Below are 11,300 nucleotides of genomic sequence, written 5' to 3' on the forward strand. Positions count from 1 at the left end.
AAGCGGGTACCGGAATATCAACCGGTTGTCCATCGACTACGCCTGTCGGCCTCGCCTTAGGTCCCGACTTACCCTGGGCAGATCAGCTTGACCCAGGAACCCTTAGTCAATCGGCGCACACGTTTCTCACGTGTGTATCGCTACTCATGCCTGCATTCTCACTCGTGAACCGTCCACAACTAGCTTCCGCTGCTGCTTCACCCGGCACACGACGCTCCCCTACCCATCACAGCGGGCGTTGGCCCTATTGCTGCAATGACACGACTTCGGCGGTACGCTTGAGCCCCGCTACATTGTCGGCGCGGAATCACTTGACCAGTGAGCTATTACGCACTCTTTCAAGGGTGGCTGCTTCTAAGCCAACCTCCTGGTTGTCTCTGCGACTCCACATCCTTTCCCACTTAGCGTACGCTTAGGGGCCTTAGTCGATGCTCTGGGCTGTTTCCCTCTCGACCATGGAGCTTATCCCCCACAGTCTCACTGCCACGCTCTCACTTACCGGCATTCGGAGTTTGGCTAAGGTCAGTAACCCGGTAGGGCCCATCGCCTATCCAGTGCTCTACCTCCGGCAAGAAACACGTGACGCTGCACCTAAATGCATTTCGGGGAGAACCAGCTATCACGGAGTTTGATTGGCCTTTCACCCCTAACCACAGGTCATCCCCCAGGTTTTCAACCCTGGTGGGTTCGGTCCTCCACGAAGTCTTACCTCCGCTTCAACCTGCCCATGGCTAGATCACTCCGCTTCGGGTCTAGAGCGTGCAACTCAATCGCCCTATTCGGACTCGCTTTCGCTACGGCTTCCCCACACGGGTTAACCTCGCTACACACCGCTAACTCGCAGGCTCATTCTTCAAAAGGCACGCAGTCACGACCGTTGTTCCGAAGAACAACGGCGACGCTCCCACGGCTTGTAGGCACACGGTTTCAGGTACTATTTCACTCCGCTCCCGCGGTACTTTTCACCATTCCCTCACGGTACTATCCGCTATCGGTCACCAGGGAATATTTAGGCTTAGCGGGTGGTCCCGCCAGATTCACACGGGATTTCTCGGGCCCCGTGCTACTTGGGAGATTCTTAAGCAAGCCGCTGATGTTTCGTCTACGGGGGTCTTACCCTCTACGCCGGACCTTTCGCATGTCCTTCGACTACATCAACGGTTTCTGACTCGCCGACCGGCCGGCAGACCGGTCAAAAGAATTCCCACAACCCCGCATGCGCAACCCCTGCCGGGTATCACACGCATACGGTTTGGCCTCATCCGGTTTCGCTCGCCACTACTCCCGGAATCACGGTTGTTTTCTCTTCCTGCGGGTACTGAGATGTTTCACTTCCCCGCGTTCCCTCCACATGCCCTATGTGTTCAGGCATGGGTGACAGCCCATGACGACTGCCGGGTTTCCCCATTCGGACACCCCCGGATCAAAGCTCAGTTGGCAGCTCCCCGGGGCCTATCGCGGCCTCTCACGTCCTTCATCGGTTCCTGGTGCCAAGGCATCCACCGTGCGCCCTTAAAAACTTGGCCACAGATGCTCGCGTCCACTGTGTAGTTCTCAAGCAACGACCAGCCACCCATCACCCCACCAGACAAGCTGGCGAGTGCACTGGGGCCGGCATCGCGAAGATAAGACCTTACGGCCGTACCCTCAGATACCCAACAACGTGCCAGGCACGATCCCCTCCACTATCACCGCTTTCCACGCCCGAGGGCAGTACTTGCAGGATGCTTCGGAAACCGTGCCAAATAATCAACGTTCCACCCATGAGCTGACCGTGCAGAACATTTGTCTGCAATCGGTACTGTGCTCCTTAGAAAGGAGGTGATCCAGCCGCACCTTCCGGTACGGCTACCTTGTTACGACTTCGTCCCAATCGCCAGTCCCACCTTCGACAGCTCCCTCCCTTACGGGTTGGGCCACCGGCTTCGGGTGTTACCGACTTTCGTGACGTGACGGGCGGTGTGTACAAGGCCCGGGAACGTATTCACCGCAGCAATGCTGATCTGCGATTACTAGCAACTCCAACTTCATGGGGTCGAGTTGCAGACCCCAATCCGAACTGAGACCGGCTTTTTGAGATTCGCTCCACCTCACGGTATCGCAGCTCATTGTACCGGCCATTGTAGCACGTGTGCAGCCCAAGACATAAGGGGCATGATGACTTGACGTCGTCCCCACCTTCCTCCGAGTTGACCCCGGCGGTCTCCTGTGAGTCCCCATCACCCCGAAGGGCATGCTGGCAACACAGGACAAGGGTTGCGCTCGTTGCGGGACTTAACCCAACATCTCACGACACGAGCTGACGACAGCCATGCACCACCTGTATACCGACCACAAGGGGGGCACTATCTCTAATGCTTTCCGGTATATGTCAAGCCTTGGTAAGGTTCTTCGCGTTGCGTCGAATTAAGCCACATGCTCCGCTGCTTGTGCGGGCCCCCGTCAATTCCTTTGAGTTTTAGCCTTGCGGCCGTACTCCCCAGGCGGGGAACTTAATGCGTTAGCTGCGGCACCGACGACGTGGAATGTCGCCAACACCTAGTTCCCAACGTTTACGGCGTGGACTACCAGGGTATCTAATCCTGTTCGCTCCCCACGCTTTCGCTCCTCAGCGTCAGTAATGGCCCAGAGATCCGCCTTCGCCACCGGTGTTCCTCCTGATATCTGCGCATTTCACCGCTACACCAGGAATTCCGATCTCCCCTACCACACTCTAGCTAGCCCGTATCGAATGCAGACCCGAGGTTAAGCCTCGGGCTTTCACATCCGACGTGACAAGCCGCCTACGAGCTCTTTACGCCCAATAATTCCGGACAACGCTTGCGCCCTACGTATTACCGCGGCTGCTGGCACGTAGTTAGCCGGCGCTTCTTCTGCAGGTACCGTCACTTTCGCTTCTTCCCTGCTGAAAGAGGTTTACAACCCGAAGGCCGTCATCCCTCACGCGGCGTCGCTGCATCAGGCTTTCGCCCATTGTGCAATATTCCCCACTGCTGCCTCCCGTAGGAGTCTGGGCCGTGTCTCAGTCCCAGTGTGGCCGGTCGCCCTCTCAGGCCGGCTACCCGTCGTCGCCTTGGTGGGCCATTACCCCACCAACAAGCTGATAGGCCGCGGGCTCATCCTTCACCGCCGGAGCTTTCAACCCCCGCCCATGCGGGCAGGAGTGGTATCCGGTATTAGACCCCGTTTCCAGGGCTTGTCCCAGAGTGAAGGGCAGATTGCCCACGTGTTACTCACCCGTTCGCCACTAATCCACCCCGAAGGGCTTCATCGTTCGACTTGCATGTGTTAAGCACGCCGCCAGCGTTCGTCCTGAGCCAGGATCAAACTCTCCATGAATGTTTACCCGTAATCGGGTGCACACACACGAAAGAGCGGGCGCATCATGTCGGAATATGACCGACGCGCCACAACGTCCTCGCTGTGTTGTTGCCTGCAAGCATCACCCGAAGGCGACCTCACAGGTCTTTTTCAAAGGAACCTCATCCACCGGAGTGGACGGGGTATCAACTTCTGGCGTTGATTTTTGGCACGCTGTTGAGTTCTCAAGGAACGGACGCTTCCTTTGTACTCACCCTCTCGGGCTTTCCTCCGGGCTTTCGTTCTGTTCTGTTCTGCTCTTCGTTCTTGCGTTTCCGACTCTATCAGAGTCTGTCCCGCTCGCTTTCCAGGTCCTTCGCTTTCGCGTTTTCCCTTTCCGGCGATTCCAACTCTACCAGATCATTTCCGCACCGTTTTACCGGAGTTGGATTTGAATTCGGTGACCGTTGGGGGTCTGTGCCTTTCGGCGCTCCGCTACGTTAGCGCTTTTCCCCTTCCAGCTCATAATCGAGCCGAGTGGCGAAGAATTCGGGCACGCCGAATGAGACCCCGCCAGGGGTAAGTCGTAGGTAGTGGTTTGGCCGCTCTGGGGGTCTGCTGATGGCAGTGCCCCGTTCAAGCGGCTCGGGCTACGTTAGGCGTCCGGCAGGGGCGAGTCAAGTTGCGCGGCGGCGTGGTGCGTGGGGGCGGTACGGGCTGACCGTCGGGTCGTCCGTGATCCAGTAGCGGTAGGGGTGGACGGCGCCGGCGCCGCTCACTCCCGTGCGGGGGCCGTTGCTCACCTGGTCGGGTGGGGTGGCGGTGCCCGTGAGGAGGGACAGCGGGGAATCCGGGCCCGCGCACAGGTCCGTGCCGTCGAGGGAACGGTCCACGTCGAGGGCCGCAGCCAGCCGGGCCGGGCCCTTGGCCAGTTCGTTCGGGTTCCTGGCCGAGAGGCGGCGTCCGGCCGCCAGGTCGGCGCCCGCCGTCACCTCCCCCGCGCGGATCAGTACGCCACTCGCGTGGTCCGGTGGTCCGCACACCAGGTTGAGGCTGAACCACATGCCGTAGATGAAGTAGACGTACGCGTGTCCGGGCGGACCGAACATCGACGCGTTGCGGGCCGTACGGCCGCGGTAGGCGTGGGAGCCGGGATCGGTCGCTCCCTCGTACGCCTCCACCTCCGTGATGCGCAGCTCGACGGGGCCGTCCGGAGTGCGGCGGACCAGGACGCGGCCCAGCAGGTCCGGGGCCACCGTGAGGACCGGGCGGTCGAAGAAGGACCTGGGCAGGGGCGTACGGTCGGGGCGCGCGCTCATCCGGTCGAGCGTAGTGGAACGCCTGCCCGTGCAACCGGGGCCTAAGGTTCCGCGTTGGTAAGGGGTAGGCGCGTCGTAGTCGCCAGATCCTTAGATCCGTATCAGGGGAGTTTGAGCATGGGGTTCAGGAAGCTGTTCGCGAGCCTGGGTGCCGGTGGTGCTTCGGTGGACACGGTCATCACCGAGCCGAACGTCGTGCCGGGCGGGATCGTGCAGGGCGAGGTCCGCATCCAGGGCGGATCCGTGGAGCAGCAGATCGAGGGGCTGTCCGTGGGTCTCCAGGCGCGTGTGGAGGTGGAGGGCAACGACAGCGAGTACAAGCAGGACATCGTCTTCACCAAGCAGCGCCTCGGCGGCGCCTTCCAGGTGCAGGCCGGCGCGCTGCACGTGGTGCCGTTCGGTCTGGAGATCCCGGCGGAGACGCCGATCACCCACTTCGGGGGTCAGCACCTGCACGGGATGAACATCGGGGTCAGCACCGAGCTGGAGATCGCGCGCGCGGTCGACGCGGGTGACCTGGACCCGATCAACGTGCACCCGGTGCCGGCGCAGCAGGCGATCCTCGACGCCTTCCGGCAGCTGGGCTTCACCTTCCGCAGTGCCGACATGGAGCGGGGGCACATCCGCGGGACGCGGCAGACGCTGCCCTTCTACCAGGAGATCGAGTTCCTGCCGCCGTCGCAGTACCGGGGGCTGAACCAGGTCGAGCTGACCTTCGTCTCGGACGGGCGCGAGATGGACGTCGTGCTGGAGATGGACAAGAAGCCGGGGCTGTTCAGCGAGGGCAGTGACACCTACCGCTGCTTCCAGGTGGGTCTGCAGTCGTACCAGGGGACCGACTGGGCGGCTTACCTGAACCAGTGGATCGCCTCGGTCGGTTCGCAGCGCAACTGGTTCTAGGCTCGGGCCCGTACGCCCGCACGCGTTTCCCCTCAGGAGGTACAGCAGTGGCCGAGCAGAACAGGGCTCCCCTTCCGCACGATTTCCACCCGGAGGTGGATTCCTTCACGGTGACCAGCGTGGATGTCGCGCCGGGGGCCGATCTTCACGCGGCCCAGGTCCTGACGGGCAAGAACCTCTCGCCGCAGCTGCGGTGGGAGGGCTTCCCCGAGGGGACGAAGAGCTTCGCCGTGACCTGCTTCGACCCGGACGCGCCGACGGGCAGCGGGTTCTGGCACTGGGTGCTGTTCGACCTGCCGGTGTCGGTGACGGAGCTGCCGGCCGGGGCGGGCAGCGGTGAGTTCACCGGGCTGCCGGAGGGGGCCGTGCACGCGCGGAACGACTACGGCACGCGCGATTTCGGCGGGGCGGCTCCGCCGCGCGGGGAGCGGCACCGGTACGTGTTCACCGTGTACGCGGTGGACCGGGAGCAGCTGGGGCCGGACGAGGACTCGTCCCCGGCGAGCGTCGGGTTCCATCTGCGGTTCCACGCGCTGGGCCGTGCGCAGCTGATCGGTGAGTACGAGTCGCCGGCTCGTTGATCGTTCTCCGAGCGTTTGCCCGGTCCTGGTCTAAAGAAGGCCAGGACCGGGCATTTTTATTGCGTTGTCCCGCGTGGCGCGCGCGGCCAGAGTGGTTGCGGGCCCTGCCGCCAGCAGGGTGGTGCGGGCCTGCACACGGGAGGTGGGCGAGATGCGGGACACGCTGGTGCTGAATGCGAGCTTCGAGCCGCTGTCGACGGTGACGCTGAACCGGGCTGTGGTCCTGGTGCTCCAGGACAAGGCCGTGGTCGAGCAGTCCCATCCCGAGCTGCGTGTGCGTGCGGCCACCATGGAGTTGCCGATGCCGCGGGTGATCAGGCTCTGCAGGTTCGTACGGGTGCCCTTCCGAAGACATGCTCCCTGGTCGCGGAGGGGGGTGTTGGTCCGGGACCAACACCGGTGCGCGTACTGCGGGAAGCGCGCGACGACCGTGGACCATGTGCTGCCGCGGGCCCAGGGGGGTGGGGACACCTGGCTGAACACGGTGGCCTCCTGCGCCGAGGACAACCACCGCAAGGCGGCGCGGACTCCGGAGGAGGCGGGGATGCCGCTCCTCCGGAAGCCCTTCGTGCCGTCTCCGGCGGAGGCCATGCTGCTGACGCTGGGGGTGAGCGGGCGGGAGGCGCTGCCCGAGTGGTTGGGGCGTACTGCCTGAGAGGCGGGTCCGCTGGGTGACGTAGGTCTGCTACGTCGCTCAGCGGGTCAGTAGCTGGACGATCGCGAGGATTCCGACCAGGACAATGATGCCGCGCAGGACGGTCGGCGGGAGGCGCCGGCCGACCTTGGCGCCGATCTGGCCGCCGATGGTGGAGCCGACGGCGATCAGGACCACCGCCGTCCAGTCGAACTCGGCGACGAAGAGGAAGAAGACGGCGGCGATGCCGTTGACGAGGGCGGCGAGGACGTTCTTGACGGCGTTGATCCGTTGCAGGTCCTCGTGGAGCAGCAGCCCCATCAGGCCGAGGTAGAGCACGCCCTGCGCGGCCCCGAAGTAGCCCCCGTAGGCGCTGGAGAGCAGCATGCCCGTCAGCAGGGCCGGGCCGCCGTCGGGGTGGCCGCCCTCGGTTCCGGCGGCTTCCTGGCGGCGGCGCAGGGCCGCGGCGAGGCGGGGCTGGAGGACGACGAGCACGAGGGCCAGGCCGATGAGGACGGGCACGATCGTGTCGAAGGAGTCCGAGGGCAGGGTGACGAGCAGGATCGCGCCCGTGAGGCCGCCGACGAGGGAGACCGCGCCGAGGCGCAGGATGCGGGCGCGCTGCCCCTGGAGTTCCTTGCGGTAGCCGATGGCTCCGCTGATCGAGCCGGGTACCAGGCCGAGGGTGTTGGACACGTTGGCGGTGACCGGGGGCAGGCCGGTGGCGAGCAGCACCGGGAAGGTGATGAGGGTGCCGGAACCGACGATGGTGTTGATGGTGCCGGCGCCGATTCCGGCCGCGAGGACCGCGAGCGATTCCCAGATGGACATGGACATGGACGGAGCCATCCCCTTTGCGTGAGTGAGTCGCCTCCCCGCCATGAAGGTCGAGGGGCCTCACCGATCATGCACGAGGGGAGGGCCGCGTCAGTCGATGGGGGGCTGCTCCCGGCGTTCCGTTCCCTTGTCGGCGGCGGGGGCGCCCTTGCCGTTGTCAGCGGGGTTGAAGCCGCTGGAACCGCCGCCCATGGGGCCGAAGTTGCCCATGGCGCCCGAGAGGCCCTTGAGGGCGTCTCCGATCTCGCTGGGCACGATCCAGAGCTTGTTGGCGTCGCCCTCGGCGATCTTCGGGAGCATCTGGAGGTACTGGTAGGCGAGGAGCTTCTGGTCGGCGTCGCCGGCGTGGATGGACTCGAAGACCGTACGGATGGCCTGGGCCTCGCCCTCGGCGCGCAGGGCGGCGGCCTTGGCGTCACCTTCGGCGCGCAGGATGGAGGACTGCTTCTCGCCCTCGGCGCGCAGGATCTCCGACTGGCGGACACCTTCGGCCTGGAGGATCGCGGCGCGCTTGTCGCGGTCGGCGCGCATCTGCTTCTCCATCGAGTCCTGGATGGAGGTCGGCGGCTCGATGGCCTTGAGCTCGACGCGGTTGACGCGGATGCCCCACTTGCCGGTGGCCTCGTCGAGGACCCCGCGCAGGGCGGCGTTGATCTCCTCGCGGGAGGTGAGGGTGCGCTCCAGGTCCATGCCGCCGATGATGTTGCGCAGCGTGGTGACGGTGAGCTGCTCGATGGCCTGGATGTAGCTGGCCACTTCGTACGTCGCGGCGCGGGCGTCGGTCACCTGGTAGTAGATGACGGTGTCGATGTTGACGACCAGGTTGTCCTGGGTGATCACCGGCTGGGGCGGGAAGGGGACGACCTGCTCGCGGAGGTCGATCCGGTTGCGGATCGAGTCGATGAACGGGACGACGATGTTGAGGCCCGCGTTGAGGGTGCGGGTGTAGCGGCCGAACCTCTCGACGATGGCGGCGCTGGCCTGCGGGATCACCTGGATCGTCTTGACCAGGGCGATGAAGACCAGAACCACCAGGATGATCAGGACGATGATGATCGGTTGCATGCGGTTCCCCGTGCCCTTCCGGCTGTCTGTGCTGCCCCGTTGAGCGGAGTCTCGCAGACCCCGGGGCCGCGGGTGGGCTGCTTGCTCACATGACGACCGCGGTCGCTCCGTCGATGTCGACGACGTCGACGGACTGGCCGGGTTCGAAACTGCTGTCCGAGTCGAGGGTGCGGGCGGACCAGACCTCGCCGGCGAGCTTGATGCGGCCGCCGCTGCCGTCGACGCGTTCGAGGACGACGGCGGATCTGCCCTTCAACGCCTCGATGCCGCTGCGGTGTTGGGGGCGCTGGTTGCGGTGCCGGTTGGCGATCGGGCGGACGACGGCGATGAGCGCCACCGACACGATCACGAACACCAGGACCTGTGCCACCACTCCCCCGCCGAGGGCCGCCGTGACGGCGGCCGCCACCGCGCCGACGGCGAACATGCCGAACTCCGGCAGTGCGGTCAGGACGAGGGGGATGCCCAGTCCGACCGCGCCGATGAGCCACCACACCCATGCGTCGATGTCCACATGGTCATGGTAGGTCGGGTGGGCGCGGTCGGGACAGGGCGCGGAAACGAACCCTCTAGCGCAGCGGGAGGCCCTGGGCGGTCCACCGGTCGTGTTCGTTGCGCTCGACGACCAGGGGGAGGCCGAAGCAGAGGGAGAGGTTGCGGGAGGTCAGTTCGAGGTCGATGGGACCGGCGGTGACGACCTTGCCCTGGCGGATCATCAGGACGTGCGTGAAGCCGGGCGCGATCTCCTCGACGTGGTGCGTGACCATGACCATGGAGGGGGCGAGGGGGTCGCGGGCGAGACGGCCGAGGCGGCGTACGAGGTCCTCGCGGCCGCCGAGGTCGAGGCCGGCGGCGGGCTCGTCGAGGAGGAGGAGCTCGGGGTCGGTCATCAGCGCGCGGGCGATCAGGGTGCGCTTGCGCTCGCCCTCGGAGAGGGTCCCGAACTTGCGGTCGAGGTATTCGCTCATGCCGAGGCGGTCGAGGAAGGCGCGGGCGCGCTGCTCGTCGACGTCCTCGTACTCCTCCTGCCAGGTCGCGGTCATGCCGTAGGCGGCGGTGAGCACGGTCTGCAGGACGGTCTGCCGCTTCGGGAGCTTGTCGGCCAGCGCGATGCCGGCGACGCCGATGCGCGGGCGCAGCTCGAAGACGTCGGTGCCGGGCTTGCCGAGGGTGCTGCCGAGGATGGTGGCGCTGCCCTTGGTGGGGAAGAGGTAGCTGGAGGCGAGGTTCAGCAGAGTGGTCTTGCCGGCGCCGTTGGGGCCGAGGATCACCCAGCGCTCCCCCTCCTTCACCGACCAGTCGACCTGGTCCACCAGAGCCCGGCCCTCGCGGACCACGGATACGTCCACCAGCTCCAGAACATCGCTCATGAGCGTGTTGTCACCCCTTGCAGTCACGGTTCTCTGTGCGCCGGCAGGCGCAGCCCCAGGGCAAAACCTACGCCACTCGCGGAGGGGTCCGGGCGCCAGGCCGGGTCCGGGGCCGGATCCGTAAAGTAGGGGGATGCTTTTCGAACCACGTTCAGGGCGGCTGGCCGCCTGGGGGAACGCTCTGCTGGCCGGTCTGGTCTCGCCCGACGAGGCCGTGTTGTCGATCGTGGGCGAGGACGCCGTGCACCGGGTGTCCGGGCTGCCGGGGGAAGCGGGGCCGGTCGGGCTCACGCTGGCCCTCGGGCGGCTGCGCGCGCTGGGGGTGGGCGGGCTGCGGGTGGCGCTGCCGGCTCCGGGGCATCCGCTGGGGCTGAGCGGGCCGCCGGAGTTCAACGCGCGGGCGCTGGAGGCCGAGGAGGCGGTGGTGTGCGCGGGTGCGGCGCTGGGTCTGGTGCCGGAGGTGACGGAGGCCGGTCCGGCCGGTGACGTGCACGTCTCGGTGCTGTGGCACTGCCTGCCGGTACGGGAGGCCCCGCCGGCGGACGTGCCCTCGCTCGGGGAGGCGGAGCGGGAGCTGGCGGAGGCGCTGCGCGAGGCGACGGTGGTGCTGACCCGGCTGGACGTGGCGGGGTCGGGGCCGGTGGCGGAGGCGGCGCTGTCGGCGTACCGGGCGCGGACGGAGGCGGGCCGGGACGCGCTGGCGCCGGGGTATCCGGCGCGGGCGGTGCGGGTGCTGGCGCTGGCGCAGCGGGTGGACCTGATGGTGTCGCTGGCGTACGAGAACGGGCACGGGGGCGCGGTGGCCGCCTCGGAGATGGCGGCGCGGGCGGAGGCCCTGCGGCCGGTGGAGCGGGTGGCGCGGCGGGCGCTCGTGGCGGCGTACAACGCGGCGGTGGAGGAGCGGGAGCGGTAGGCTCCGGCGGCTCGGGCGGGCGGGCGGGGTACGGCAGCGGCCCCGCTCCCCGGGGAGAAGGGGGGAAGCGGGGCCGGTGGGGAGGCGATCAGGCGTTGACGCCGGTGTTGCCCCAGGCGCCGTTGAGCAGGCCGATCACGTTGACGGTGTTGCCGACCACGTTCACGGGGACGTGCACGGGGACCTGGAGCAGGTTCCCGGAGGCCACGCCGGGCGAGTTCAGGGCCTCGCCCTCCGCCGACGCACCGCCGTGCGCCGAGGAGACACCGGCGCCGGCGGCGACGAGGCCGCCCGCGATCATGGTGACGGCTGCGGCCTTCTTGAAGCTCTTCACGTTCTCGTCCTCCAGTAGGTCGGCCGCGACCAGCCGTCGCGGCACGC

10 protein-coding genes and 2 rRNA genes are annotated in these 11,300 nt (G+C 66.2%); 4 read left to right on the forward strand and 8 right to left on the reverse strand.

What is annotated here, in order from left to right; all coding sequences use genetic code 11:
• The 3 genes from OOK31_RS21725 to OOK31_RS21735 all read right to left on the reverse strand — a co-directional run.
• Nucleotides 1-1,526: ribosomal RNA gene (locus tag OOK31_RS21725) — 23S ribosomal RNA — on the reverse strand; the annotation flags it as partial.
• A gap of 288 nt (nt 1,527-1,814) precedes the next feature.
• Nucleotides 1,815-3,339, reverse strand: a 16S ribosomal RNA gene (locus OOK31_RS21730).
• 638 nt (nt 3,340-3,977) lie between these two features.
• Complete coding sequence (locus tag OOK31_RS21735) at nt 3,978-4,619, reverse strand: DNA-3-methyladenine glycosylase (RefSeq protein WP_267088963.1); 642 nt, start codon at nt 4,617-4,619, stop codon at nt 3,978-3,980.
• A 117-nt stretch (nt 4,620-4,736) separates the two neighbouring features.
• Between OOK31_RS21735 and OOK31_RS21740 the strand changes: the two genes are divergently transcribed.
• The 3 genes from OOK31_RS21740 to OOK31_RS21750 all read left to right on the forward strand — a co-directional run bounded on the left by OOK31_RS21740 (nt 4,737) and on the right by OOK31_RS21750 (nt 6,755).
• Nucleotides 4,737-5,519, forward strand: coding sequence for a sporulation protein (locus tag OOK31_RS21740; protein ID WP_267088964.1), 783 nt, complete (start codon nt 4,737-4,739; stop codon nt 5,517-5,519).
• A gap of 47 nt (nt 5,520-5,566) precedes the next feature.
• On the forward strand, nt 5,567-6,100 hold the full coding sequence (locus OOK31_RS21745) for a YbhB/YbcL family Raf kinase inhibitor-like protein (RefSeq protein ID WP_267088965.1): 534 nt from the start codon (nt 5,567-5,569) through the stop codon (nt 6,098-6,100).
• A gap of 151 nt (nt 6,101-6,251) precedes the next feature.
• Entirely contained in the window at nt 6,252-6,755 is a 504-nt protein-coding gene (locus OOK31_RS21750; protein WP_267088966.1) for an HNH endonuclease, read from the forward strand.
• Nucleotides 6,756-6,794: 39 nt separating this feature from the next.
• On the opposite strand, the gene OOK31_RS21755 is transcribed toward OOK31_RS21750, so the two are convergent.
• The 4 genes from OOK31_RS21755 to OOK31_RS21770 form a co-directional block, all read right to left on the reverse strand.
• Nucleotides 6,795-7,571, reverse strand: a complete 777-nt coding sequence (locus OOK31_RS21755; protein ID WP_267088967.1) for a sulfite exporter TauE/SafE family protein — start codon at nt 7,569-7,571, stop codon at nt 6,795-6,797.
• 90 nt (nt 7,572-7,661) lie between these two features.
• Nucleotides 7,662-8,636: an SPFH domain-containing protein gene (locus OOK31_RS21760; RefSeq protein ID WP_267088968.1), complete on the reverse strand. Its 975-nt coding sequence runs from the start codon at nt 8,634-8,636 to the stop codon at nt 7,662-7,664.
• A gap of 85 nt (nt 8,637-8,721) precedes the next feature.
• Nucleotides 8,722-9,150, reverse strand: a complete 429-nt coding sequence (locus tag OOK31_RS21765) for an NfeD family protein (protein ID WP_267088969.1) — start codon at nt 9,148-9,150, stop codon at nt 8,722-8,724.
• A 55-nt stretch (nt 9,151-9,205) separates the two neighbouring features.
• On the reverse strand, nt 9,206-10,006 hold the full coding sequence (locus OOK31_RS21770) for an ABC transporter ATP-binding protein (protein WP_267088970.1): 801 nt from the start codon (nt 10,004-10,006) through the stop codon (nt 9,206-9,208).
• Between the two features lie 133 nt (nt 10,007-10,139).
• Here OOK31_RS21770 and OOK31_RS21775 point away from each other — a divergent pair, with 133 nt between their 5' ends.
• Entirely contained in the window at nt 10,140-10,919 is a 780-nt protein-coding gene (locus OOK31_RS21775; RefSeq protein WP_267088971.1) for a hypothetical protein, read from the forward strand.
• A gap of 88 nt (nt 10,920-11,007) precedes the next feature.
• On the opposite strand, the gene OOK31_RS21780 is transcribed toward OOK31_RS21775, so the two are convergent.
• Nucleotides 11,008-11,253 (reverse strand): chaplin, encoded by a 246-nt coding sequence (locus OOK31_RS21780; protein WP_323188250.1) that lies wholly within the window; start codon nt 11,251-11,253, stop codon nt 11,008-11,010.
• Between the last annotated feature and the right edge of the window lie 47 nt (nt 11,254-11,300).

The organism is Streptomyces sp. NBC_00249 (genome assembly GCF_026342355.1).
Classification (GTDB): Bacteria; Actinomycetota; Actinomycetes; order Streptomycetales; family Streptomycetaceae; genus Streptomyces.

What these genes read in the sequence shown, in the direction of transcription:
- OOK31_RS21735 (WP_267088963.1), bottom strand. Translation starts at nt 4,619, where the DNA reads ATGAGCGCGCGCCCCGACCGTACGCCCCTGCCCAGGTCCTTCTTCGAC.
- OOK31_RS21740 (WP_267088964.1), top strand. Translation starts at nt 4,737, where the DNA reads ATGGGGTTCAGGAAGCTGTTCGCGAGCCTGGGTGCCGGTGGTGCTTCG.
- OOK31_RS21750 (WP_267088966.1), top strand. Translation starts at nt 6,252, where the DNA reads ATGCGGGACACGCTGGTGCTGAATGCGAGCTTCGAGCCGCTGTCGACG.
- OOK31_RS21755 (WP_267088967.1), bottom strand. Translation starts at nt 7,571, where the DNA reads ATGTCCATGTCCATCTGGGAATCGCTCGCGGTCCTCGCGGCCGGAATC.
- OOK31_RS21760 (WP_267088968.1), bottom strand. Translation starts at nt 8,636, where the DNA reads ATGCAACCGATCATCATCGTCCTGATCATCCTGGTGGTTCTGGTCTTC.
- OOK31_RS21770 (WP_267088970.1), bottom strand. Translation starts at nt 10,006, where the DNA reads ATGAGCGATGTTCTGGAGCTGGTGGACGTATCCGTGGTCCGCGAGGGC.
- OOK31_RS21775 (WP_267088971.1), top strand. Translation starts at nt 10,140, where the DNA reads ATGCTTTTCGAACCACGTTCAGGGCGGCTGGCCGCCTGGGGGAACGCT.